General features: G+C 42.2%; 23 protein-coding genes. 3 read left to right on the top strand and 20 right to left on the bottom strand.

Annotated features, from left to right (window positions below):
* Positions 1-59: 59 nt before the first annotated feature.
* The 9 genes from AKL11_RS09265 to AKL11_RS09225 form a co-directional block, all read right to left on the bottom strand.
* Entirely contained in the window at positions 60-971 is a 912-nt protein-coding gene (locus AKL11_RS09265) for an HpcH/HpaI aldolase/citrate lyase family protein (protein WP_067516680.1), read from the bottom strand.
* Complete coding sequence (locus AKL11_RS09260) at positions 964-2,091, bottom strand: cysteine protease StiP family protein (protein ID WP_067517290.1); 1,128 nt, start codon at positions 2,089-2,091, stop codon at positions 964-966. The genes AKL11_RS09265 and AKL11_RS09260 overlap by 8 nt, the downstream gene beginning before the upstream one ends.
* Positions 2,084-2,812: an HAD family hydrolase gene (locus tag AKL11_RS09255; protein WP_067516678.1), complete on the bottom strand. Its 729-nt coding sequence runs from the start codon at positions 2,810-2,812 to the stop codon at positions 2,084-2,086. Before AKL11_RS09255 ends, AKL11_RS09260 begins: the two co-directional genes overlap by 8 nt.
* Complete coding sequence (locus tag AKL11_RS09250; protein WP_067517288.1) at positions 2,805-3,884, bottom strand: phosphoribosyltransferase domain-containing protein; 1,080 nt, start codon at positions 3,882-3,884, stop codon at positions 2,805-2,807. The genes AKL11_RS09255 and AKL11_RS09250 overlap by 8 nt, the downstream gene beginning before the upstream one ends.
* Before the next feature lie 505 nt (positions 3,885-4,389).
* Positions 4,390-4,968: a TerD family protein gene (locus AKL11_RS09245; protein WP_067516676.1), complete on the bottom strand. Its 579-nt coding sequence runs from the start codon at positions 4,966-4,968 to the stop codon at positions 4,390-4,392.
* Between the two features lie 111 nt (positions 4,969-5,079).
* Positions 5,080-5,655, bottom strand: a complete 576-nt coding sequence (locus tag AKL11_RS09240; protein ID WP_067516674.1) for a TerD family protein — start codon at positions 5,653-5,655, stop codon at positions 5,080-5,082.
* 1 nt (position 5,656) lies between these two features.
* Positions 5,657-6,265 carry an HAD family hydrolase gene (locus tag AKL11_RS09235; protein WP_067516672.1) on the bottom strand — a complete coding sequence of 203 codons (609 nt, stop codon included), beginning with the start codon at positions 6,263-6,265 and terminating at the stop codon, positions 5,657-5,659.
* A gap of 13 nt (positions 6,266-6,278) precedes the next feature.
* The gene (locus AKL11_RS09230) at positions 6,279-6,731 is read right to left on the bottom strand and encodes a tellurite resistance TerB family protein (protein ID WP_067516670.1); all 453 of its coding nucleotides are present in this window, start codon (positions 6,729-6,731) and stop codon (positions 6,279-6,281) included.
* Positions 6,732-6,809: 78 nt separating this feature from the next.
* On the bottom strand, positions 6,810-7,898 hold the full coding sequence (locus AKL11_RS09225; protein WP_067516668.1) for a sodium:calcium antiporter: 1,089 nt from the start codon (positions 7,896-7,898) through the stop codon (positions 6,810-6,812).
* A gap of 453 nt (positions 7,899-8,351) precedes the next feature.
* Here AKL11_RS09225 and AKL11_RS09220 point away from each other — a divergent pair, with 453 nt between their 5' ends.
* Both AKL11_RS09220 and AKL11_RS09215 read left to right on the top strand, forming a co-directional pair.
* A complete protein-coding gene (locus AKL11_RS09220; RefSeq protein WP_067516665.1) occupies positions 8,352-9,548 on the top strand; it encodes a hypothetical protein in 1,197 nt (398 codons plus the stop codon).
* Between the two features lie 87 nt (positions 9,549-9,635).
* A complete protein-coding gene (locus AKL11_RS09215) occupies positions 9,636-10,232 on the top strand; it encodes a hypothetical protein (protein ID WP_157673486.1) in 597 nt (198 codons plus the stop codon).
* 475 nt (positions 10,233-10,707) lie between these two features.
* Here AKL11_RS09215 and AKL11_RS09210 read toward each other — a convergent pair whose 3' ends face one another.
* The 11 genes from AKL11_RS09210 to AKL11_RS09160 form a co-directional block, all read right to left on the bottom strand.
* The gene (locus AKL11_RS09210; protein ID WP_067516660.1) at positions 10,708-12,597 is read right to left on the bottom strand and encodes a TniQ family protein; all 1,890 of its coding nucleotides are present in this window, start codon (positions 12,595-12,597) and stop codon (positions 10,708-10,710) included.
* A gap of 396 nt (positions 12,598-12,993) precedes the next feature.
* Positions 12,994-13,620, bottom strand: coding sequence for a type I-F CRISPR-associated endoribonuclease Cas6/Csy4 (cas6f, locus tag AKL11_RS09205; RefSeq protein WP_157673485.1), 627 nt, complete (start codon positions 13,618-13,620; stop codon positions 12,994-12,996).
* An 8-nt stretch (positions 13,621-13,628) separates the two neighbouring features.
* Complete coding sequence (locus tag AKL11_RS09200) at positions 13,629-14,738, bottom strand: type I-F CRISPR-associated protein Cas7f/Csy3 (RefSeq protein WP_067516656.1); 1,110 nt, start codon at positions 14,736-14,738, stop codon at positions 13,629-13,631.
* Between the two features lie 24 nt (positions 14,739-14,762).
* Positions 14,763-16,922 (bottom strand): type I-F CRISPR-associated protein Csy2, encoded by a 2,160-nt coding sequence (locus tag AKL11_RS09195; protein WP_157673484.1) that lies wholly within the window; start codon positions 16,920-16,922, stop codon positions 14,763-14,765.
* Between the two features lie 54 nt (positions 16,923-16,976).
* Positions 16,977-18,167, bottom strand: a complete 1,191-nt coding sequence (locus AKL11_RS24550) for a TniQ family protein (RefSeq protein WP_157673483.1) — start codon at positions 18,165-18,167, stop codon at positions 16,977-16,979.
* A 17-nt stretch (positions 18,168-18,184) separates the two neighbouring features.
* Positions 18,185-19,228, bottom strand: a complete 1,044-nt coding sequence (locus AKL11_RS09185) for a TniB family NTP-binding protein (RefSeq protein ID WP_067516650.1) — start codon at positions 19,226-19,228, stop codon at positions 18,185-18,187.
* Positions 19,229-19,232: 4 nt separating this feature from the next.
* Entirely contained in the window at positions 19,233-21,272 is a 2,040-nt protein-coding gene (locus AKL11_RS09180; protein ID WP_095210281.1) for a TnsB C-terminal domain-containing protein, read from the bottom strand.
* Positions 21,226-21,927 (bottom strand): PDDEXK family nuclease, encoded by a 702-nt coding sequence (locus AKL11_RS09175; RefSeq protein WP_157673482.1) that lies wholly within the window; start codon positions 21,925-21,927, stop codon positions 21,226-21,228. Before AKL11_RS09175 ends, AKL11_RS09180 begins: the two co-directional genes overlap by 47 nt.
* Before the next feature lie 137 nt (positions 21,928-22,064).
* The gene (gene parE / locus AKL11_RS09170; protein WP_067516643.1) at positions 22,065-23,957 is read right to left on the bottom strand and encodes a DNA topoisomerase IV subunit B; all 1,893 of its coding nucleotides are present in this window, start codon (positions 23,955-23,957) and stop codon (positions 22,065-22,067) included.
* Positions 23,958-24,037: 80 nt separating this feature from the next.
* Positions 24,038-24,640 carry a YqiA/YcfP family alpha/beta fold hydrolase gene (locus AKL11_RS09165; RefSeq protein WP_067516641.1) on the bottom strand — a complete coding sequence of 201 codons (603 nt, stop codon included), beginning with the start codon at positions 24,638-24,640 and terminating at the stop codon, positions 24,038-24,040.
* Complete coding sequence (locus AKL11_RS09160; protein WP_067517286.1) at positions 24,637-25,182, bottom strand: LOG family protein; 546 nt, start codon at positions 25,180-25,182, stop codon at positions 24,637-24,639. Before AKL11_RS09160 ends, AKL11_RS09165 begins: the two co-directional genes overlap by 4 nt.
* Before the next feature lie 168 nt (positions 25,183-25,350).
* On the opposite strand from AKL11_RS09160, the gene AKL11_RS09155 reads away from it, so the two are divergent.
* Positions 25,351-26,274 carry a helix-turn-helix domain-containing protein gene (locus tag AKL11_RS09155; RefSeq protein WP_067516639.1) on the top strand — a complete coding sequence of 308 codons (924 nt, stop codon included), beginning with the start codon at positions 25,351-25,353 and terminating at the stop codon, positions 26,272-26,274.
* Positions 26,275-26,339 lie beyond the last annotated feature (65 nt).

Raw genomic sequence — 26,339 nt, 5'->3', positions numbered from 1 at the left:
AGTGCCATTTCCGGAACATAAGATACGGTTCGGACGAAGGCACAAACATCAATGAATTTTCAATTGGATAAAACGGCTCTTGCGCCATGCTGACTATTTGCAAGAGCTAATGTACGTAATGCCCATCTCTGATGGCAGGTTCGCTCCATCATTTGGCCACTTTCCAGGAACACTGCAGGAGCGCTCTCATCAATAACGGAACCTGCCTGAAGCTGGTTTGCCTCAACAAACGCAGCATACTGATGCTCGATGATTTTCACTTGATCGGGGTGGATCGCTGTTTTGGCAAAGAAGCCGTAACTAATGTCGTTTTCCAGCTCGCGAATAAGCGTTAATGGGTCATTTACCATATCGAAAACCGGGGAAGACAACTCAAAGCCATAAGGCCTGAAGGTAATCAACAGTTGATCGATGACACTTCTAAGAGGTGTTTCATAAACTGTTTTACCCGGCATACGTTTGAGCCCTAACACATTCATCAGATCGTTACCCCCGATCCTCAGGCAGCAGGTATTTTCACGCCATTCTAATAATTTTGTACGGATCTGGGTCAGTGTTTGGCTATCAAAAACCTGTTCGGTTTCCAGTGTTGGCATTAAAGAAAATGATCTGGATGCATGATTATCCAGCGCCGCTTTAAAAAGAGGGAATGTGGTTAGATCAACTTTTGGCAACACAAAACCATCAATCTTTTCGATATCTCTGATATTCAATAACTCAGCCAGTATCATAGGGTTCCGCGGACGTATAAAACGACGGAAATGATTGTTAGGCTGTAAATGCTGTAACGCTGTTTTCAGGTTTTCCAGAGCAATGCCAACTTCATCCTCATTGACGGCATCTTCCAGACAAAAAATCATGGAGCGAGCGCCTGAGAGACCATCCTGTATGATTCCCTGAAGATTTGGGTGATTACAAGGGGTGTATAGGGATGCCCCAAGCTCAAAATAATTCAGCCGACGACTATTCATTATTACTTCCCGTCTCTAAAACATCGCGTATTAAGGCGCAGGCTCCAAACGGCATATCCGCTCTTTCGATAACCTGGATAGATTTTTCAACAGCCAGCCTTTCAAGATGAGCAATATCCGGATGCCCAGACTGCTGCACGATCAAGAGGTCGGGTACTCGTCTCAACATCACCCGGGTAGCTTCTGCAATACCAGGTTTCACACGATTGAGATCAGACACCCTCATTTCACTCATGATTGTGTTCAGGAAATTTGTCGTAATCTCGCGCCGCTCTTGCCTGGGGACAGACAAGAGAGGAGCAATTCTGTCCAGACTTAATTCAGCAGAGACCTGATCAACAAACCAGCCTGAGAGATCGTGTTCACGCAGATGGTCATATACAACACAGCCGTGAAAGTCGTTTCTGCCTATTTGCTCATTCAAAATGGATCGAGATACCAGCCCGGATACTGTTGAGTTCATCAGAGCACTGGGAATGGCATAGTCATCGTAGGTTGCTGCAACATCGGCAGTACCGCCTATATCGGATATAACAAATAACTCAGATGAGATGTTGACACTATTAGCAACATTATAGGCGACTACGGACTTTTTTAATTCCTCGGTAATGACGCCTTTGGCTGTCCATCCGTCAATGAACACAAAGCTTTCAGGTAGATGCCCTTTGGATAATAAATAATCCAAAGCAACAGCATCAATCCCCCGATCCCTTATAATGGAGATGCTATAGTGGGTCGACTCCCGATCAAAGTGCCGGGTCAGAGCTCGGTACAACAAAACACCAAAAGGCGTACCGGCTCTTGCAAGGGAAACAAGAGTAACTGGCCCAGTCCGCCGTTGAGTGATTTCTAACGCCAGGCGCATAACTTGCTCTGCCAGTCGACTCTTATAGGTCGACAGCATTGAATAAAATAGCTCGGTATAAATATCTGACGGTTCACTTTCACGATGAATCATCTGGGAGTAATGAAGTGTTCCCTGTTGAATCAGTCGCTCTTTATCTTCGACGCTTTTGTAGTTCGCAGAGACAGGCTTGAGAAGAAAGAGGCAATCTTCCGGGCTATAGCTGCCACATAACGGCTTGAGGTAGTTTCCGGCCTCCGGTTTGAAGTTATTCACAAACAAGCTCTCGATCTATCTGACTATCGACTGGGATTACGCCAAAGTGGCAGGATCTGATAAACGGCAGATCAGTGATACTATCACCCATACCCAAGACCAGATCATCAGTATCAATACTGAGAAACTGCTTGATATGCTCAACAGCTTGTTTTTTACAGGCGTAGGGGGGGAGACAAGCTAAATTCCGTCCATTCCGGTGAAGGCCAAGTAATGAGTCTCTGGCCATCGGCTCAAGCGCCTCCAAAGCAGCACTGGAGCCTTTGACAGATACATACGCTGCTATGTTCTGATCAACAATGACCCGGGTTCTCGCATCCAGGTTGTTAACGTCGATATATTTCTGCACTTGTTCATTCATCTTTTCCAGAATCATGAACCAATCTTCAGGCTGATCATAAACCGACTTCTGCCAGTGATCACAGACCACTCCGTCAGGTGTTAATACCACAGCACCATGAGACACAGCTGAATAACTTTGAAATGAATAATTCACCCTGCCAAGTGCACCACTGGTGCGCCCGGTAATAGGTATGATGATTGCGTTTGCTCTTTCCAGAAGAGATACCAATGTTTTCTGGTGGTTTGAAAAGAATGACAAGGGTGCACCATCACGATCGTATGCACCGGTTTCGTAAGAAACCCCCTCTGGTAATTTTCCCTTGGTGGAAATCAGAGTGTCATCTAAGTCTGAAAACACATAAATCTTGGAGTCAGACATTATTCTTCCCTTGCTTAAGGTACCTTGCAAAACCGTTAGAATCATAAGCCCCTTCATCTTCGCAGATTAAGTGAACTTTGCGATCAGCAGGCAGGTTGTAGATGAAGTTAACAACGTCCTTTCCGGTATCGCTGAACGTAACCTTATGCTGTATGGCATCGCCCGGCAGAATTGGTGATCGTGTTGTGGATTGAAAGAGAACATCAGCCCCGGATGCCTCCATTTGTTCAGCGATCAGAAAGGGCAAAAACAGGTGCTCACCAGTGCCAACAACAGTCCACTTGCCACTTTTGTGCTGTTCCGGGGTTACCAGAGCGTCTTGATAAGGCAGCTTTATACCTCGTCTACCTAAGTCATCACGAGATGGGTCTTTACAGATACCTTTATCAATATTGTCAGGCAGTGTTGGCGAGAATGCGTCATCCGGCGTGTACGTAAATTCACCTTCTATCAAATTCACAAATCGTGTACACACAGGCAATGTTTCAAACAGCTGTTTTTTATCGGCATCAAGCCAGCTGACAATGGAAACAATGATCAGCTCTTCTACGTTTTTCAGTTCAGCCAATAGTTTTTCAGCGAGAAGAAACAATGTTCGACCGGTTGATATTTCATCATCAACAAGTATGAGTCTTTTCGCGGAAAGAATATTATCGTGGAGTTCATCAAGGGGCTGATAGAGGATATGGTCAACGGCATGACTGTGTGACTCGTCAATGGTCAACCAGATATCACTGTCCAGTTCATGCCGGGTAGTGTGCTGATAAATGACTGAACCCTGATTTTTCAGAAGAGAAAGGCTGTCAGCAACTCCAGCGCCAAGGCCTGTCGCAGTTTCGGCCATACCGACAACGAAGGTGTCTTGCCCAGAACCACAAAGTTTAGATAACTCTTGGTATAAGCATCTCATGGTGGAAGGTTTCACTGGGATGTGCTTGCCAAGAACCTTGCTAACAAAAAGGTAACCTCTTTTCTGGTTCTCTCTGCTAGCAAAACCGAGCAGCTCGTGCAGGCGATCTTCACCCTTGTAAATCTGCAGGGTTAACGTGCCTGCAGAAATATTTACTTCCATAAGAATACCAAAACCAAAAATGCGAAACAGGGTTAGCAGGAGCCCCAAGGCCCGACTGAGAAAATATAAGAAAGTTTTTTATAAAAACCGACGTTACACGAACCTATCTCATGTATTTTATTGATGGGACGCCACGATTAATTTTCTTTGATGTCTCAAATTCAGGAAAATTTATTTAAGGTTCATTTCCAAAAAATGAGTCTTCTGCTGATCGTTAGTGGTAAATGCGTAGATCGCTAGTGATATCCAAATGCATTACGCATTTATTAATATTTGAGTGAGCAATCCTTCGTCCTAACATCATGAAGATATCAATTCCTCATCACTAGTTACATGATTCTTCTTTCACTACACGCGAAAAAGGAGTGTGATGGAAATTTTGAACAAAGCCAATAAGACTAATCTCTTAATGTTCAGGCAGAGGGTACCACTTTTTCAGTACCCAATGCCTGAATGCGAGATATTACATGATTAGGGGTTCTTATCATTCACATGAATAAGAACATTAACCAATATTAACGCCATAATTTTTCGCCATTGCGCTCAGGCCACCCTCATAACCCTGACCTACAGCGCGGAATTTCCACTCAGTATTGTGGCGATACAGCTCACCAAAAATCATGGCTGTTTCGATGCTGTAGTCTTCAGAAAGGTCATAACGGCACACTTCTTGGTTATTTGCTTCATTCACAACACGAATAAACGCATTGGAAACTTGACCAAAGTTAAGACTGTTAGCCTCAGCGTCATGAATGGTGACCGTCACAGCGATTCTGTCAATTTCTGCTGGAACCAGCGACAAGTCCACTTTTACAGACTCATCATCGCCTTCACCGGCACCAGTTCTGTTATCTCCTGTGTGCTCAACAGAACCACACTGTGATTTCAGCTGGTTGTAAAAAATGAAGTCGTGGTCGCCACGAACCTTGCCGTCAGCTTTCACCAGGAAGATACTTGCATCCAGGTCAAACTCTTTACCGTCTGTTGAGCGTTCATCCCAGCCTAAGCCAATCAAGACATTTTTAATGCCTGGAGCTTCCTTGCTGAGAGAGATATTTCCACCTTTGGAAAGAGATACTGCCATGATAATACATCCTTCATTAGCATTTCTGCGCTACAAACAGTGCAGAGGTTGATTAACAAGAGGCGACCCTACTTAACAGCGAGAGTCTTAATAACTAACCTAAAAAGAGATTCAGGAGCCTAAACCATAAGTTCCAAGAAATGCAGATAGGCCACCGGCGAAGCCATCGCCCTTGGCAGCAAAACGCCAGGAGTCATCCTTTTTGTATAGCTCGCCAAAAATTAGAGATGTTTCGGCGCTGTAATCTTCTGTCAGGTCATAACGGGCAATTTCTTCCCCAGTATCTTGATTGACAACCCGTACAAAAGCATTGTCAACCAAACCAAAATTTTGATTTCGCTCATCGCCTTCGTGGATGGTCACTGCGACCAGCATCTTGCTAACATTGTCAGGTACTTTTTGCAGGTCTACAGTAAGAACTTCATCATCGCCTTCGCCTGCTCCGGTTCTGTTATCACCTAAATGTTTAACTGAACCACAGCTACTAGTATCGGTGTTATAGAAAATGAAGCCACCTTCGCCAATAGCTTTATCATCTTGATTAAGCATCAAGATTGAAGCATCCAGATCGAAGTCGCTTCCATCTGTTTTCCGAAGATCCCAACCAAGTCCGAGGTGGATATTGGATAAACCTGGAGCTTCTTTTTCCAGGTTGATACGCCCACCTTTTTGCAGATTGATAGCCATACTAATCTCTTACGTACTTACTGGTTTTACCGTCAGTGATCACATAGCCCACATCAGCCATAGACAGCATTTCTCTGTCAAAGGGAAGGTTGCCGTATGCCACTACGGTATCAAAATGAAGTGATCGCGTTGATAACAATTTGCGAACTTCATAAACCTTCTTCTCTCCGGAGCATTCGATTTCACAAAGATTGAACGAAGTACAGGGAGAAGAAAGCCGGGTACCTATAACAAGTTCACAGGGAAGACCCAGGGATTTTATCACTCCCTCTATGTAAGACTGTGGAGAGGCTGTGACCACCCAAATCCTGTGACCCTGTTCATGGTGACGCCACATCCTTCTGCATACTTCAGAATTCAGCGTGAAAGTTATACCAAAAGCCTGGCCGAAATTGTATTGACGAGAATCAGTTATCGAAAACAAACATCTGTTGTATACCTGATTCTTGACCGCTTGCCTCAGCTGCCCCCAGCCAGATGGATGAGCTAACACCCCTAAGGCTAAAGGCCATAAGAAACGTCGCCCAGAAGCCGCGTAGAGCAGTTTTTGGATTGAGTTCTCTTTGATGATGGTTTCATCAAAGTCAAAGAGAACCAACGTTTTACTCATATAAGTACATAACCTAGTTAAGGTCAAATTCTGCAGGATCAAGTCCCAGTTCACGGGCAACTACCGAGGCAACACGTTTTTCATCAGCATCAAAATCGCCATCGGCTGCACCTATTGCGATGACCATTCTCATCACGAGCCGAGCCTGATCTTCTTTCCCTTTGATCTTGCCAATCGCATCAAGGGCTTTTGCTTCACCTATGTCTGCGTCAAGTTCTAAAGTTTCGAGATAGTCTTTCCAGACTTTCACAACTTCGGAAGTGTCGTATACCGATAAAGCTTCATTACTCTGAATAAAGCGCATCATCTTTGATTTTTCACTGGCGTCGATATCACCATCCGCCATGATAACTAAAGCACTGCCACCAAGAGCGGCATGGAGAAAATCCTTAGACTTGTACTTTAGAACATCAGTTTTGAGCTCTGATACTTTAGCCTTTGCCTGATCAAACAAACCTTTGAGCACTGGACACTTCCTCTTCTTCGAATTTTTCAGACACTACCGGGTTCAGATATACACGAAAACCCGGTAGAGCACGGCATACTACAAAGTAAATCCACCCATTTGGCTAGCCCAGATTAGAAAACCAACCCAGATAGCAAAAAGTACAGCCAAGCCAGAAGCTGTATAGCCAGTGACTTTTTTAGGAATGTAAAACATTAGTAATACTGCAAGGGTGATCACAACCAATAACACACGAAGAGCTGCAATATCGGTTCCCTCAGGCATAGGCACAGTGCCGTAGATTAGACCATAGACCAACAGCGGTAATCCAAGTGCAACAGTGATGTCAAAGGTGTTACTACCGAAGGCGTTAGAAACTGCATCATCATACTGACCTTTCACCGCATCTTTGATGCTCAGGAAAGTATCTGGCACAGATGTGGCCGCTGCTGCAAACACCAAGGCTGATAAATACACAGGAATATTTAGACCGTCAGCAATCCCCACCACAGAAATACTAAGGAAGTGGCACGAAATTGCAATGATAACGGTAGCGCAGAACAGGTTAACCCATGCGGAGAATTTACTCAGAGGCTTATCACTGAAGAGAACCTTGTTAAAGTCAAACGTGATCAAAGCAGTCAGAATATTGCTACTTTCGAGGGACTCAAACTCATAATCATCCTCACCATCATGACTTCCGCTTTTCAGCATGTGGACAAGGTAGCCAAGATAAACAACGATCAATGCAAGACCCATCCACCAATGGAAAAGCTCAAACTTGATCAACATGAAGATTAAAACCCCTTCACCAAACAACAGCCAGAAGCCATCTCTTTTCAATGCAGTTTTACTGATGGTGAAAGATGTGACAGATTTGCCTCTAACGCCATAGAACCTAACGGCAAGAATGCACGCCAATGGTATTACGATAGCGTTGAAAACCGCGCTACCAACGGTTACCGAAATACCCGCTGCAAAACCTGCTTCATCATGGAGGAAGAAAAGTAATGAGAAAGTGGTCAACATTTCTGGTAAAGAAGAACCAACAGCATTGATGAGACCGCCCTTAACGCCCTCACTCATGTTGCGACCTAAATAAACAGCACTTTGTTCAAAGGTATCGCACGCATATTTGATAACCACTGATACAAAGGCAAGTATTGCAAAATTGCCTAAAAGTCCCATGAGAACCTCGAAATATTAATTACAGCGTGCCTTATACTCCCATGTTCTTGTGCAATCAATCTGTCGTTTATACCGGTAAGGAGATGTCGTACAAGGACATAACAATCTACCTACCGTATCAGTAAGGACTCCCTACAAAACAGGAAAGATGAATGCAAAGCGGATAATTACGCATTAAGCACAACCAATATCTCACTTATCATACGACCTAAATCATCTTTGGACTCGTCCACGCTAAGGTGAAGTAAAAATTTTCAGCGTTGTATAACCCGTATCATTCATGACATAGATCAATGGCAAATGCTTTGTATCTACTCTATGTTTCACCGCTATTTTTGCCCATTGCTATGAAGTAAAAAGCCTCCAGTCAGAAATCGCTAGCGGCTATGAATTATCCAAATGTTACATTGTGGCTATATGGCAAAGACCACGTTTTATTTTGATGAGCCCTAAATGAAAAAATCGTTATCACTCCTCTCTCTGGCAGCGATATTAATCACCACTAACATTCAAGCCAACGTCATCGCTGTAGTGAACGCTGTAAGCGTTGTCACTGGCGTATCCGATATGATTACGCCTGAGCAGAAAGAGCAGGCGGCTAAATTCATACAGCAGCAGTTAACAGATCACTGGAATCCTACCGCGGAAGGCCTGACTGAAATCCAGGAAGAGAGAGCAGAAGCTGAGACTTTGCCGGAAGATGCATTTTTTGGCCAAACAAAACAAGAAGCGCTTGATGAAATTGATCTTCTATATCAACAGCTTTTTCAGAATTTGCTTGACGAAGATATCAATGAATACCGTCATGACTTACAGCAGTACGATGCTGAAATACAACAGTATGAAGCCGATATTTCAGAGCTTCATGCAGGGCTGTCGTTTGTCTTTTCTGAAGATGAAATCAATGCCATCAAAGCAAAAGTTAAGAAAAAAGAAGCTCGACTTTTTTCAGTGGAACAAAAGCGCGCGAGCATGTTCCAGAAAATTGCCAATCAGCTAGCCTTACACAGTGTGTATTTGAGTAATGAACAGCTCGAATCTGCATTAGGACAAGCCAACAGTGATGACCTGATTGCATCAATGACGGTGTTCCCTGTCATGAAGGAAATGGTTCGTCAGTTAGCACAAGCTTCACAGAGCGCCAAAGGCAATCTGGATGTGGCCAAACGCTATTACGGATTATTTTCCGAACTGATTTCTTTGCAGCTCTTCATCTACGATCAGTTCGAAGATCGTCTGACCTACGATTACATTCCGAAACTGCAGCAAAATCGTTTCAAATCAGAACGGCTCATTCTTGAAACTCGACAACTGATTTCAAGTGCTGATACAGGGACGAAGCACATCTATGAGGCAAACCTGAAAGCACAGGCTATCAACTTACAAGCCATAGACCTGTACAGCAAGGTTCTTAAAAAGGATCGAGAAAAATTCCAAAAAGCCAAGAAGATGGTTTTAAATCAAAAGATGGCTGCGGACAATACTCTTGCTACCGTAAGCAATAGCCTCGCTATCAGCAGCCTGATTCAGACATCCACAGCCATGTTCGACAATGTTCTGGCGCTGACGACACCAGAACCGATTATTTTTGATAACAGCGCTCTGGAACAGCAATTTAACGATCTTACCATTCGTTTAAACAGCAATTAATTTCACAACCGGTGGCTGACTCATCAGCCACCCGATCATGGCAATACATAGATGTTAATGTTCAGATTATTATCCGTAGCATTTTTTATGCTGACCCTCTCTGGTTGCGCTTCGAAGGCAATGCAGGATTACAATACAGCAGGGACTGAAAAGCGTGAAGCTTGTGCTCTGGTGGAAGAACACAAGCAGTGTGGTGCGAAACCTGTTAGCCGAGCCCACAAACCAAAATCACCACAAAAGCTACAGGATAAAAAGATTAATGCCTGCCACTGGCAAGTAGAGAGTAAGTGGCGAGCTGAGCTTGACAAAGACCTTGAGATTGAAGCGCTTGGGGTTCCGGATTACAACAACGTAAATAGCCGTAAGCAGACCTTCAAAAAGGACTGGAAGAATGCTGCCGTCCAGAAATGCGGTAAGTTCAAAGATGATATGGTGAATAATAACAGTGCCGACTGGGTCAAATACCGCAGGGAGCTACAAACCTTCCAGGCCAATAATCGCCGTTACCAGCAGTGTAATGCAGAACTGAATCGAAAGATCAAACAGTGTGATGTTGCGACTGAGAGTGAAAATGCAGCTGAAGTTAAAGTACCTGCCAAGGACAAGCTTGTATATCATGCTTCGCTGTTGCCTGTGTATGCAATCCTTCTGCCTGTAGTCATTGTTATGGCAATATTTAACTGATCTTCTTCAGCGTAGCTAGGGGATTATATACTATCCCCAAAGGGGAGGCTGGTTATTTAAATTGCCCCCCTTTTTTTGCTCATTCACTATTTATTTCTTCGGATATGCATCCGTCTTTGACCTTCAATTAAGTTTCTATAGTTGGAAACATAAGTCAGAGGAAAATACTCAATGCGCGAAACTATGATTTAAGGAACGCCAGTGAACAGTTACTTCCCATTAAGTTCAATAATATTCTCTTTCCGGTCAGCATTTGACTGGAAAGAGAAGTAGGGCATATTTTAAACTTGTATGAAAAATACTTGCCACTGATCAACTGAGGATTGGATTAGCGGGGATACCACACTTTATAAATCCCACTTTACTATTTCTGCACAACTCTTTTAAAAATTGAATAAGATTTTCTAAATCAACCGTTGGTTTGGAAGCCTAGTTGACAGTACCCTCCCGGTGAACAGAAAGGTAATACCCTGTATCACTTAGCACCCAACTCCTTCAGGAGTTTATCAATGTTTTTATTCTTTTTGTAAAAGTGACAGTAACCGCCATCAACAGTAGGACCAGAAACGGGTTGGATTTTTTTGGCTTCCAGCAGTTTTCTTAATTTTTCACTGACAACTCCCGTTTTTCGGCTGAGAGTTCGAAGCAAGTAAAAGTTTTCATTAAATGCTTTCACCTCAGATTTTTTACACGCGACAACAGGGCGGGTTCTACCGGGGAGACTGACCTTTTCCATGGGTAAATGGCCACTTTTCAACAACCCGTAAACAAGATCTTTTTTACAGCCAAGGTATTTTTCTATCTCCGGTGGCTGCCAATAGTCATTATTTGATTTCAGCTCTGGCCGAAGAGCTTTGATTTCCTCAGCTGAAAACTGGAGTGCATTTAACGTGATCGCTTTACTCTCGCTGGCAGGTCGTAATTTACCTGCAGAAATGGCCTGAACGATCTCAGCCAACCCCATTTGGTAGTATGAAAGTTGTTCTAAAGCCTGTTTTAGATCCATATCATGAGTACGCTTTGCACCTTTGTATAAACAATACTTGGCTATCTGCTGATGAAAGGCTTCTATAGATTCTGGCTCAAAGTACCAGTCTCTTGATTGATCAATGGTTGGACCACGCAATGGAGTAATAACATCTTTACGAACCATGGCTCGGAGTTGATACACCGAGATACCCATAATGTCTGCGGACTGTCTGATGGTCAGTAACTTACTGATAAAATCCTTTAGATCAGCCACTTGCTCTCGGGAAATCAGTTTGACGTCCTTATAGGCGGTTTCTAACGGTATATTAAGCCTTTCACAGAACTTTCGAAGCTGCTCAGGACGTATCTTCAACTCTTTAGCTGCGGTGCTGACGGGAATATTTTTTGCATGAATTCGAGCAAGGCGTAGCTCATCGAGGGTTTTTCGCGCAGCTACCTCTCTGAAGTTGCAATAGGCCTCCCATAAAGGCCTATATATGGCCTTTTCATTATTGGCGCGAAGAAAATAAAAGATCCCCCCCACTTCTTTGCTTATACCTTCTTTCATTCCCTGACTCCTACGATTCTGCCGGCTCTCAGCCATAAACTGATAAAAGTTATGGGGCCAGTTATCCAGATGCTTCATAGCATTAGTGTAATGTTCATGTAGCCGATAGTTTGGAGCGGTTTTCAAAGAAAGAAATTTCCCATCTTTGCTCTGGTCACCCAATAGATGATAATCAAAAAATGCAATAGAGCTGACCAGGCTGAGAACCTCCGCCAGGCTATGATTTTTCAATACGTTTGGAATCATTCGGTGGTTTATTTTATCTATCATACAGAGCTGATGGATAAGTCTGGATAAGCGGTATTGTTTTTCAGACAATTTATCACTCGTATAAGAGCGAAAGTCGCAATTGCACTTATGACACTGATGTACAGCCGGTCGATTCCAACGAAGACGGGTATTGCATTCAGGACAATAATCAAAAAGACTCATGTGATGCACAGGGCAAACAGTCAGTGCCGGAATATCCCATACAGCGAGAGCTATATTGTTGGACTCAAGACACTCAGGACAGACTCGTGGGTAATCCAGCCTCAAATGCTCATTACTAATTAGATGGCCATGAATACTCGACTGTTTTTGGTCATCAAGCCCGTACCGTAAAGCTTCCAACTCTCCCTTGGAAGTGTTGGTGATCTTTGCCAACTTACTCAAGTTGCTATCACCAAAAACGTACTTGCTGGCAGTATCATAGTTTCTACCAGTCCAAAGGTCTGCCAGCTCTAAAACATACTGGGTTGTATGGTAGCTATTTGCTTGCGATAAACGGAGGATATAGCCTCTCAGGCTTTCAAGCTTGTTGGGTGTTGGTCTTGAGAGTAGCAGCATCCATGCTGACCTTTTTATCTTTCCATGACCTTAAGAATAGAACTACAGAGTTGAGGGGCTGCGTATGCGGCAGTGAGGACATAACGCACTCCCCGTCTAGCACCCCTTGAATTTTCAGCTGCGTATGCGGCAGTGAGGTTCTGGTGACGGATTCTCCGGTTCCAGGTCAAATTTTCAGCTGCGTATGCGGCAGTGAGGATTGCGGGAAGTGCGGTTGGATAAGGGGTGTTATTTTCAGCTGCGTATGCGCCAGTGAGGTAGAACAACTGTAATATAACTTATTGAAACATGGATACTTATCCTCCTACCTGGTGAAAAACCATCATTTATGAACCAAGCAAGGCTACGCAGTAACCCATTGAAATTAAATAACAAAAACAACTCAAGACAAGCCTGTTAAAATATTGGTGAAATCAGAGGCACTACCGCACGATGTTGCTCAAGTGTGCTGAATCCATAGTGATCAAAGGTCTGAGTACCGACTATTCCTTCACTCTCAGCGACTGGTATCATTTGAATGCAGAGTGGCATAATCTGCTCAGTGCTCTTACTATCAAGAAAAAAAAGATGGTAGAAGACGTCTGGCATGTCAGTCTGTTGTTGATCTGTTCTGGGTCGATACTCTCTGGCACTTTGAATTTCACCTCTCTCTATCTGCCTTTTTATTATCCGTTTGATCTTTCCTTGCTGGCGTTTAGGCGTATTGCTGGTGATTTTCTGATTCTTTAAAAAAATCACTTTCTGATGATTGATAGGATCAATGTCTAGTAAATTGTATTTTAACACCCCAGCATCAATCATAACCCTGAAATATTCGTGTTTCATGATTCTATTTAGAACATCCAATGCTCCACAAAAAGCAATTGAACGACCAGGTTCATCGACATTCCATTCAGGAAACAACGTACCAATTTTATTATTGCCATAACGAGCAATTATAGGATGAGCCTCTTGAAGTATATAGCCTAATAAAAACCTTGGATCTGCATCGTCAGGAATAATTTTAAATGACAGATAATTCATAAAATTTCTCATGGATTACTTAAATCGATTGGGCATTCATCTGGCTCACCTTTATTTTTTGTCTTGGAGCTCTCTCGGTTATACACACCGCCTTTAATCAAGTTGGCCATAATGAAGTGAATATTGCCAAGAGTTAGTATCGACTCATCATTAAACATATCACCGTCAAAAGCTCTGAGTGTCTCAATATGCTTTTTGATGTTACTGATCAGAGTATAGAAATCGTTCTTAGTGCCACGCCCTCTTATCGCTGCATGGCTTTCCGGGTCGAGCCCATAAACACTCACTGGAACCTCTTTAGCGACATCATTCCATCGATCAGGCCGTAAACCGGCTCCTATTTTTGTTGGGCGTAACATGGCCTGACGAAAATTACCTAGGTTGTAAGAGACATATTGCCTGGACTTCTGATACCTTCCCTGTCGATGGAGGTATTCTTTTTTAGCTTCAGGTAACTTTTCAATAAATTGCTGGCTTGGGTGCACTTCTTCAAGAATATCTTTCTTTAATTCTGCGATAACTCGAAGACGTAAAAAATTTCGTTTACCCGTCAATGCGCTTTCGATATTTTTGATAAGTGAATCAAGCTGCTGCTTGTCACTACCAATCAGTTCATCAATAGAACATGGAAGATTTGTGAAAACATAAGGTGGCAGGATGCTATCACTGATATTCATAACCCGTAATGTCATGCTTTCAGCATCTTTATTCCTCCAAAAGGGAACAGCTTGAAAAAGAGCATCCATCTGACAGTATGCCTGATATAAATAGCCCCCTTTTTCCCCATAGAGGAGAGCCATCTCCTTTAGCAGGGTAGTCCAATCGGCAACATTACAAGACCCTGGCTTCATGGAATTAGGAGAGTATTTAAGGGGGAACTCAATTATTAACTCACTGGCATCATGTGGTAAATGACAAATATCTTGCCTTACAGGCAACCACTCACCTAAGTCTGTATCTTTAGTTCCATGACAGGCAGTAAAGGTTGTTTGCGCTCCCCGCCCTTTTGCATCATAAACCTCAATCGGAACCTTTTTATTGTCGTACGTTTTTGCAAACATCAGGGCAACAGAAGGCGCCAGAGACTTTTCATAGGTAAGGATCGTTGGAAGTATCATAGCCACCCTCAATAATAAGAGGGCTTAAGCTTGGCACAGGATTCTTTTTCCTGCCGATCGATATGCCCAAAAAATCGGTAATGTGCCAAACACTTCTGGAGACAGATTTTTTATCAACCACAACTCTTGTACACCGATCACAGGTTCTGCATACGCATGATGTGTAAGCCTGCTATTCGGTCGCGTGACAGGCTCTTCCAATAATTTGAAACCAACATTTGAAACCGTGAGTTGGTTCCAGCGAGGGTTCTGTTCCTTGTACTCAAGGAAAGCATCTGCCAGATCCTCTAGTATAGAATCTGACTTACGTACAAACTTTTCTGAGTAATCAAGCACAGCCCAGCGAAGAGAATCTTCGGATTGGAGCTCATTAAGCAAATCTTGCTCTGACTGAAAAATCAAGAAAGATTCTGACATGTAATTTTTTGTGGAAATCTCTTCCGCAGTACTGACCATGCCTGAAGCAAATTTAGCGGGCAGGCAATCTGGCAACTCCTCCTTTAAGCAGTTGAGTTGCTCATAGTCCGCAGAACATTTTAAAATCAAGTCAAACGATAGGTTACAGAATTTACGACTGACAACATCACTCAAAGTTGTTTTCTTTTTACTGTCCCAACGAGCTGGCTCGTGTTTTTTCATACCCTCAATACGCTGAAAATCACGAAGAAGCCAGGCTACTTCGATGTTATCAATTTCGACCTTAGTTTGAATTTGAATATTTCTGCATAACTTATCAACATAACCAACAAGAGCAGTGATTCCGGGGAGGCCTGTTGTGTATGCCGAACTATCTGCATGAGCATCTATAACCGTCAGCCTGGGGATGACTATGAAAACAATGGCATTGGCAGCTGTTTTAATTGGCTCATTAGTATCTTCTTTCTCCCCTTCATGACCATCAGTGACAATTTCCGGCTTTGAGGACTCAATATTACCTCTGAATACAGGTTGTAGATGACGCCGAACACTTTCGCTAATATAACGGGTAAGCGTAGGGTGATAAGCAATTTGTTTGTAGTGAGTCCCTGAGATAAATTTCTGAATAGAATTATTAGCCTGAGTCCATACCTGATTCATTATCGCCTCAGAAAGCTTCTGCTCGATTACATAACTTCTTTGAACTAAGTTTAGCCCGTCGACCTTATCTTCATGCAGAACTCCAAGCTGAACAGCAAGCCGGAGTTTATCTAGTTTAGAGAACATTTTCTCCACATTGTTCTTGATGATATCGAGAAACGCGGCTTTTTGGGACGACTTTGGAGTGGGGATGTACCGACCTATCGCAAAGTCAGCTTTCTTTCGTAGCTTAAGAAAATAACTAAAGTCCAGATTAGAAGTATCAAAAAGATCCTTGTTGACGTTAACTCTAAGCTCTTTCAGTATGTCTGAAGAAGTGGGTACAATCTCTGATTCCAAGATTATATCCGGTGCCAGCACTCCAATACTTCCACCTGTAGATATCGCTAAAGCACCAATATTTTCCGGCCTGGTCGGATAATGAAAAGACCGACCCACTGTGTGAGCATTTTCGCTATGACAAAAGGTGTGTATAGCCGCTTGAACCTTTGAGGCAGATATTGGCGAAACCGAAATATATTCTGTATTCTTGTTTACATCAGTATATGGAATAAGCACTTGAACCTGATAGGGGGGCACAGAGTTTGGAAAAGCACTATCTTGATGAGCTAGGCAAGAGGTTTTGATAAGTTCTCGATGCTTACTTGTTAGCCCTAGCCCTGTAAGCATCTCCACAAGCTCCGATGACTCTTTGAGGAATTCATGATACAGCGTTGTATTATCTCCTTTATATATAAACTCAGTGCAAAGGAAATATCGCTTTGATATGTATCCGGCGTTACCTGCCCAATCGTATTGATGATGGTAGCTAACTGAGTCACCATAAATATAAGAGGAATCAGTTCCAGAGTTTACTGACAATGAAAAAACCCTTCCTCGGACTTTAGCATCATAAATTTTAGGATTATGAGTCAGAAAACCTTTTAAGGATTGACAAGCATCAATAATGAACAGCTTGCTTTTAAGTAATGATCTAGCTGTCTGTAATGGCGTTCCTGAAAGACTTGACTTAGATTTATTGGACTGATTTATAATTTGGGCAAAGAAACTGTTTACCTTTCCTGTAATATCTGAAGGAACAGAGAGCATAGAGGTAGAAAATTCCAAAGTTGACCTCGACTCGATATTGTATCCAATATCTAATTCTATGAATCATTAATGCTAAAATATAGCAGAATCTGTTTCGCTCAAAAGATCAAATACCTCGCCCAATGGATAACTGCCCACATAAGCTTTTAAGGTCTTTCGTTTTGCACACAACTTTCCTTTAGAAGTCAGCTTGGCTACTCGATCCGTTGATACACCTAACAATAATGCCACTTCATCTTTAGTCAACAGCAGATTTGAGACAGAGTTTTTATTTTCATTTTTTTTATCCAACAACAACCTCTGACGGAAGAAAGCATATGTCTCCTTCTTAATCAAATCATCCTTATCTAAATTATTAGGTAGACGCTTAATATTATTTAATAAGCTACCAAAAATGGACTTAAACTCTGATTCATTAGATGGTTTAATAAGATAACGAAGACCCTTGTCAGCATTCTCAGATAGCAACGCTATATAGCTACGAGGCCACCTTCTAATGAAATCTAAAAATGCATAAAATTTTTTTGACAAGTGTGTAAGCTTACCCAAATATTGAAAATAAAAAACGGCCATTCCAAAAATTGTATAAATGTTATCTGAAGGTAATGAACTTAATTCTGCTCGAATACTATTCTCAGTCATGCTGCTATAAATTAGGTCTACCAGCGATAGAAGTACCTCATCATGATTTTTGTTAAGATAGGAAGATGGCTCCTGGATAAAACTATAACCACAAGGACAGCACAATATCAACTCATGATTCAAATATGAAATAGTAGTCTGACAACGAGGGCAAGACTTCAATAAATCTATTTTATGCTTTGAACAACATTGAACTAAAGCTATATGCCAATACTGTCTAATATAAGGAGAATCAACTAAACATAATGGGCATATAGGTACTGACTCACTCCTGAATAGGCAAGCAGGAACCTCGACCCCTTTATAAATATATTTTGACAATTCAAGATTTTCAGAAGGTACAGATTCTACTAAATTGTTGAATAATCTTGCTTTATCCTGCCTCGTAGAAGAACTGATTAACTCAAAAAAAGATATCCTATCTTTATTCTTAAAACAACCATGATTGAGATTAACAAGTTTAAGAGGTGGTGTATATTTATCAAAATCCTTATAAGATTGAAAGCCTGTAAAATAAATATTTACAAACTGTCTAACCGTATAACCGTTGGCTCCTGAAAGACGGATAATATAGCTTTCAATTGATTCATCATCCTGTATATAAGGTCTTGATAATAGCACGATCAAAACTCCAAGAACTAAATAAAACCTTTTGATTTTCCAGTTTTAAAAACCACATCTAATAAACCATTGTTTTTTCCTTCAAGAACCGCATGACTACATTTTGATTCCACCCACGTCGTATAAGTTGTACTCTCAGTAAAGGGAATATCTTTCAGCGACGTCGCTTTAAATGGATTTTTCTTTTGCTTTCCAAAGACATCCTCAAAGCCATTTTCAAAACAGGAGACGTCCACAATTTTATTATCACCCCTTGAACAACCGATACCACAAGCACATGAGATTATCTTCATTAGTAATCGCGGAATACCGTTAGATGCAGCAAAAAGTCTTAAGTAGATCTCTGGATCTTCGAGATCTATTTCCAAGCCAAGATTCTTTATTTTATTACCAACATTGCTTAAAAAAATCTTGTAAAAATCAAGTTCATCTTTTTGAGATATGCCATAAGGAAAAAGATATGACTTTTTGGTAACCAGTGTATCCAACTGAGGATTTGACTGAAGGATTTTTATGCTACTGTACATTCCGACTGCAATTAACGGTATTTTTGGGCATTCCTTCGGATTGTCTTTGGGTGGCTTAATTATATCTTTAATCCAATCTGCTGTTTTACCTAAAACCCGACTACTGTTGCTCTGAACAATATGGCTAAACTCATCAATAATGATAACCTTTACACCACATAGACACAATAATGTCAAAATGCGGTCCGTCTGCTGCAATAAACTTCCTTTATCCGGATTTGGATCACCAAGAGCCTTTAACATTTCGGTTGCAGCATCTTTTTTAGTTGAATTTGATCTTAACGTTACGACTAAGACTTCTTTCTTATCCTGTTCCCCCTTATCATTTTTCTCAGTAACCGGCGGGTATTTTGAGGAGAAATAGTTAATCAATAATGTCTTTCCATATCCACTTCCCGCCATAATCATCATTGAAATTGGCTCCATCTTTGTATCAAAACTTTTTTTACATTTGATCATATCATTAATAACATCAACAATTCTTGAAGTGGGTATGAAGCAATTGTAATAAATTTCTTTTTCTATATTCATCATATTACTACCACTCTATGTCATCATCAGTCCACTTTTCGTAACTGGTGTTTTTTTTACTTTCTTCTGTACCCTTGGAGTCAGAGATAATTGAATCACATGCAGTACTTTCAACACTAACATCTGACACCGAACTGATTTGATTTTCTTCTAATCTTGGTATCGAATCTCTTTGATTTTCACCTGCATCCGCAATAGAGTTAGTCATTCCCTGTCGCAATTGCGCACCTCTTTTTGAAGCTAATTTACTCGGCTTATTTTCTAACAAGTCATTGATCATATCTCTTAATTGAATCTTCCCATCCATCAGAACCTTTATATCCTCCTCACTTCGTCTCATATCCTCTTTTACATACTTTTTAATAATTCCATGTTGATATAAAGTAAGTTTATTTGCATATTCACTATCAACAGCATTAAGCCTAATAAAGCGCTTCTCAAACTTATCAAAAAAATGTATAAATCCTAGATCAGATGGATCGAACTTAACCTTGACGGTCTCATTATTACCATGAGATGCTCTAAATTTAGTTAAATCAATACCATCATACTTCAGGTTATTTATCTCTATTCCTTTGTCTCGTGCTTTTCTACTGCCTGTTTTTCCAAAAATAATATCCAAGTTAGATTTTTCAATAAAATCCTGAGGATGATCCTTTATGTTTTTTTCCCAGAGTTTATGGGGAATTATTTTTTTACCATGCTCTACTCTTACTTCATTATATGGATAAACATCGTATAGCCACTTGTATAAAATATTTTTGAAATCAGACAGTCTTATCAACGATTGCTTTTTAGGGTCATACTTTGCACGCTCTAGTATATTGCTGAAGGTTTTCCCTTTAATCTTATCAAGTAGCATTACGTTCTGCTTCCTAAAAAAACCTTCTATGGCTCCTTTCTGCCAAGATTTTGTAACCTGAACATGATGTAGAATCATACCGATTTCCAGTGCTGCATCATCTAGATCATTCGATATAAAGTCTGCTCCATTATCCGTTCTAAGACTTTCAAGAATGCCTGAATAATTGGTTGTATTTTTAATATCAGGATACATTTCGTAGAAATTGCTCTTTGGTAGTATTGACATTTTTAGGGCATTAGCGATTGTAATAAAGCTACCATTTTCATAGGTTATCTCAGAGCCTAAAGGTATTCGAGAATACAATTCCATTATATTAGTCATCCATGGTCGCCCAAGAGGCATGAGTAAATCATCATCTATCACATAGTAGTCGAGTAATGTATGATCAGTTTCACCTATCTCCAATATCCTTTCGGGTCGATAATTATGCTTAGATGTACGCACATCTCTAGCCGCTTCTCGCTTTCCTTCTCTTTTCTCTAATTTGGTTAAATAATCAAGATTTTCTATTGCTTTCTGTACTTGAAATCGGCTTGGACATTTAATTATCATACTTTCATTATCTTTGTTCTCCCGATTATGTATCTCCACAAGAACTCCGAGTTCACTATGCGTTTGAGCCACTGTTCCTTTTTCCGGCTGAAGGTATACATTATCTATTGCCTTTTCAATCAGCTCTTTTTGGCATTTATTTAAATTTGACTTTCTGCCAGAATTAGAAAACCCATTAATTAATGATCGTATAGATCCATTTGCTGCATTGTAGTCGCTTTTCCATCTCATTAGAGTTCTTAATGATGGAGGATATGGATCTTTCAGCTCAGCCGCAATTTCAACAATTATTTTCGAATAATCTAAATCAGTCTCGGATTTTCTTAGCGCATCTTTCTTGTCAAGAAATTTTTTTATATACTCTTCCTTTCGCACCGCTACCTTTTTTTGCTCTTCACTGAGCGTTGATACTGGCGTTTTTAATTTGTTTTTTACTGAATTAGCCATTCGTCCTGAGACAAGCTTTATTTCATTTTTAATCCAGCACTTATTGAATTCATCTTTAGATATATGAATTTCTTCCTCATCATACCGATCCATCACGATCATCTCGGAATCACCCACGGAGACAATACTATAAACCCTATTCCTGAATCGGTACTCCATTCCAGGCTCTATCGAAGCTCTCATTCCAGACACCTACCATTACAGACTGATTTAATTTATATCTATCAATATCAAACCCAATGATTTTATTTGCTATACATTGATAGATATTTTGAAAAGCGTCCCTTTCCTCAACATCCAATTGATTTCTTAATTTAGCAATCAGATCGCCGAAAGATATGCCTTCATTACTTTCAAAGACCAACCTCTCAATAAACTCTCGTATTTTTCTTTCTGGTAAGCTACCGACAAACCTTCGAAGTTTCTTAAAATTAATTAAACGATTTCCTTTCTCAATATAATCACCTGTTACCAAATAAAAATTAAAGCCCATATCATAAAACACCTTCTCAACCTCATAGAATTTATCTTCTTCCTCCTCACTTTTTTCATAATCCTTAGGTTTTATTTCATAGAAGGCAGGTTTCGATAAATATAAGTCAACAAAAAAATCGGCAGTATAATCATGACCACATTGATATAAGTCATATATAATAGTTTTTGGTTGAGAAATATATCCCTTAACACGGCTGTCAAACTCAAGAAACTCGCAAAAATTACATTCATTTGGAGATTCAGTGATTACATGTGCTTCCATTTTCCTGCTTGGATATTTATAGCGATGCCTTCCCGGAGTCAGCTTCCTTGATCCTACATACTGACTAAGAAGTGGTGTCATTAATTTGAGCTCCTATAAACAGATTCAAAACATCTGTATCTATTTATAGAAGCTAAACATCTATTGTGCCAATCTTTCCTTGAATTTTATGTCATACTATAATTTAAAAATGACAATCTTTACTTAAAAAACCAACGTTAAATAATCTCAACCAGATTGCCACGGGCTTCAAGCCACGTCTTACGATCACCACTACGCTTCTTCGCCAGCAACATATCCATTCGCTGGGTGGTTTCCACTTCATCATCCAGCGTCAACTGAACCAAACGACGAGTGTCTGCAGACATAGTGGTTTCACGTAACTGAAGCGGGTTCATTTCACCCAGCCCCTTAAAGCGCTGTACGTTGACCTTGCCTCTCTTCTTTTCTGCCCGCAGCCGCTCGAGAATACCCTCTTTCTCAGCTTCGTCGAGCGCGTAGAAAACTTCCTTCGCTATATCAATTCGATAAAGCGGTGGCATAGCCACGTAGATATGTCCTTTTTCCACCAGCGGGCGGAAGTGTTGGACAAAAAGGGCACAAAGCAGTGTGGCAATGTGCAAGCCATCAGAGTCCGCATCGGCCAGAATACAGATTTTGCCGTAACGTAAGCCATTCAAATCATCAGAAGCAGGGTCTACGCCCAATGCAACAGAAATGTCGTGTATTTCCTGGGAAGCCAGAACTTCAGAAGAATCCACTTCCCAGCTGTTCAGGATTTTACCGCGCAAAGGCATGATGGCCTGATGCTCACGATCGCGCGCCTGTTTTGCCGAGCCACCAGCGGAGTCACCTTCCACCAGAAACAGTTCAGTTCTGGCCAGATCCTGACTCGAGCAGTCTGCCAGTTTACCGGGAAGCGCCGGACCTTGGGTTACCTTTTTACGAGCCACTTTTTTGGCTTTACGCATGCGTTTCTGAGCATTGTTAATGCACAACTCAGCCAGCAGCTCACCTTGCGCTGTGTGCTGGTTCAACCAGAGGCTAAACGCATCTTTCGCCACACCGGATACAAAACCGGCACACTCTCTGGAAGACAGCCGCTCTTTCGTCTGACCCGAGAATTGTGGGTCAGCCAGCTTGGCCGAGAGCACGTAGGCGCAGTTTTCCCAGAGATCATCCGGGCCAAGCTTGACACCACGTGGCAGCAGGTTACGGAATTCACAGAATTCCCGAATGGCTTCCAACAAACCGGTTCTTAAGCCATTGACGTGCGTTCCGCCCATGGGGGTTGGGATAAGGTTTACGTAGCTTTCGGTGAGCAGTTCACCCCCTTCTGGCAACCATTGCACCGCCCAGTCTACCGCCTCGCTTTCCCCTTTCAGAGTGCCGGTAAACGGTTCGGAAGGCAGCACACTGTAACCATGGGTAGAACTTTTAAGATAATCGTTCAGACCATCTTCGTAGTACCACTCAGTCACATCGCCGGAAATCTGGTCATCAAACTCCACCTTAAGGCCAGGGCAAAGTACTGCTTTGGCACGAAGGATATGCATTAATCGGGGAACGGAGAATCGAGGAGAATCAAAGTAGCTGGCATCGGGCCAGAAGCGAACGGTGGTACCGGTGTTGCGACGACCGCAGGTGCCGGTTTCACGCAGCTCTTCATCTTTGTAGCCATCTTTGAAACTCATGGCGGAGATAACACCACCACGACGCACCGTCACTTCCAGTCGGGTGGATAATGCGTTCACTACGGAAACACCCACACCGTGGAGACCACCGGAGAACTGGTAGTTTTTGTTGGAAAACTTACCACCGGCGTGAAGACGGGTCAGAATCAATTCAATGCCCGAGATGCCGTGTTCAGGATGAATATCCGTCGGCATACCCCGACCATCGTCCACCACTTCGAGGGACTGATCTTTGTGAAGAGTGACCTTTACCTGAGAGGCAAACCCTGCCAGAGCTTCATCCACACTGTTGTCGATGATTTCCTGGGCGAGATGATTCGGCCGAGTGGTATCGGTGTACATACCGGGGCGTTTACGCACCGGGTCGAGGCCACTGAGGACTTCAATCGCCTCGGCATTGTAATCGTTTTTAACCATGAGTCCTTGCTGACAGGGTCATATTTGAAAGATGGAAACAGGATGGAAATAGAGAGTGTAACGAAAGCCGGGGGATTTGTTCAAACGGATGTCAGAAATTCAAAGATCTCTGGCAACATTTTTTCAAAATCATCAAACCCATGACTTCCGCCTTCCTGAACTATAGCTCGACATAGCTGGTATTTATGAACGGCCTGCCGGTAATCCAGAGTTTCATCTCCAGTCTGAGCCAGAAGCAGCATGTCGTGTGGAGCTGGCAGTTTATTTACTTCCAACTGCACCAGTTGCTCAACATAGCCTTCAGTCATCACCCATTCCTCACCGGTATGAAAGTTTTTCTGCGGCCCCAAATAGTCGTCGAAGCGCTCATGAGGCACGACTGCCGGATTTACCAAAACGAGCCTGAGCTTCTGCTCATGCCCTTGTTCAATTAACCAACTCTGTAACCAAGTACCCAGAAAGCCACCAAGCGAGCTGCCAATAATGTAGATATCACGCTGATTAATCGATGGCGACACACAATTCTGCAAACACTGGACAATATCGGATGGAAAGATGGGGAGATCGGGTATCCACAATTCCAGATCAAGCGCTGACTTTTTAACGTACTCTGTCGTTTGAATCGCTTTAAGGGATTGTGATGAACTGTTCAAGCCATGAAGATAAACCAATAATGGCTTCATTGTTTGCTCTCCATCATCCGGCTGATCAGATCTTCCGGCGACGCTTCAACGATAAGCTGATCATAGCGCGCTTTATCAATAAACCCTTCGTCCACAGCGTTTTGAAGCCAGGCCAGCAAATGATTGTAATAGCCCCCGGTATTCAATATTGCACAGGTTTTACTGTGGTAACCCACCTGTCTATGAGTCAGCTCCTGAAATAACTCATCCATACTGCCGGTACCACCGGACAGGGTGATAAAACTGTCCGCCAATTCACACATCTTCTGTTTGCGATCACTCATATTGTCCACATGGATCAGCTCGCTAATGCCATTATGAGCTCTTTCCATCTCTACCAGTGCATTGGGAATAACACCAATAACATGACCGCCTTTTGCCATTGCTCTGTCCGCAACAATGCCCATCAACCCAACATTGCCACCACCGTAAACAATAGAAACACCTCGTTCCATCAAAGCATCCACCAGATCTTCAGCCGCTTGACGGTATGTTTCCTGACGTCCTGCCTGTGAACCACAGAAGATGGCTACTGATTTCATGGTTAATTCCATCGTTTTTTATACAAAGTGATTGATCACATTCCTGCTGCTCTCTGATTTAACAGCCCAGAGCAGAGCCTGTATGATACCTCAGAATGGCTAGCTCTAACGACAAAGCGAATTGTCGATCTTCTCCAAAGTAGCAAGGTAGCAAGGTAGCAAGGTAGCATGACTGAATACGTAGCAGCCCAAAGAATAAATCGAGGGCTAAGCCGCATAAACGATATTTTGCTTTACATCGAGACGCATCTGGATGAGCCTTTGACGGTTGAATCGCTGGCGGAAAAAAGCTGCTGGTCCCGGTGGCAGTTTCAACGGGTGTTTCAGCGTGAAATCGGTATGGGCGTGGCTCAATATATTAGAAGCCTGAGGCTGAGCAGAGCTGGACAGCTGCTCTTGACCACTAAACGACGACAGATGGATATTGCCCTTGCCTGTGGATTTGAATCAGAAATCAGCCTTAGCAGCAGCTTTCGTAAAGCGTATGATTGCAGTCCCGGGCAGTACCGAAAAGCCGGAATTTTTCGTAACCTTCACCAACCCATCGTGTCATTGAGCGACAAAACCGTTCAGGAAACGTCACTGCCGCCGTCTTTATTTCAGGTTCGTATCGAAACTCTTCCAGCAAGGCGTCTTCAGGGCATTAAAGGACACTTTGATGGCATCTTCTCCAAGCACCCCAATCATATGGAGGCCATTCCTGCCATATGGGCAACATTAATGAAATCGGTATCCGTTGCTGATTTTTTTGCCAGTGAGCACATTGGAGTGATCGACTTCAGTGAGCGATGGACAACAGACAACATTCCTTACTGGGCCTGTCTTAGTAGGGAAGATCACATCATCCATCCAACGCTGGATAGCATTGAGCTCCCCGAGCATACATACGCGGTGCTTCCCTGCTCAAATAACTTAGCTTCCTTTGATAAGATACTGACCTGGTTCCTCTGCTCCTGGTTGCCCGAGTCCAACTATCAAGGGGTTGAACATTATGAGCTGGAACATTATGGACAAGGACTCAGGCAAAACGACACAAACCTACAACTTGAATACTGGATGCCCGTCGTTTACTCAGATGCACCAAATGATTAAGTTTTAAACCGACAGACTCCTTACAATCGCGCCAGCAAATAATAATCATTATCATTTAGGCGCAA

Source organism: Endozoicomonas ascidiicola, from assembly GCF_001646945.1.
In the GTDB taxonomy this organism is placed as follows: Bacteria; Pseudomonadota; Gammaproteobacteria; order Pseudomonadales; family Endozoicomonadaceae; genus Endozoicomonas; species Endozoicomonas ascidiicola.
Note: the sequence above shows the minus strand (reverse complement) of the source record. Positions and strands in the feature narration are given on the sequence as shown.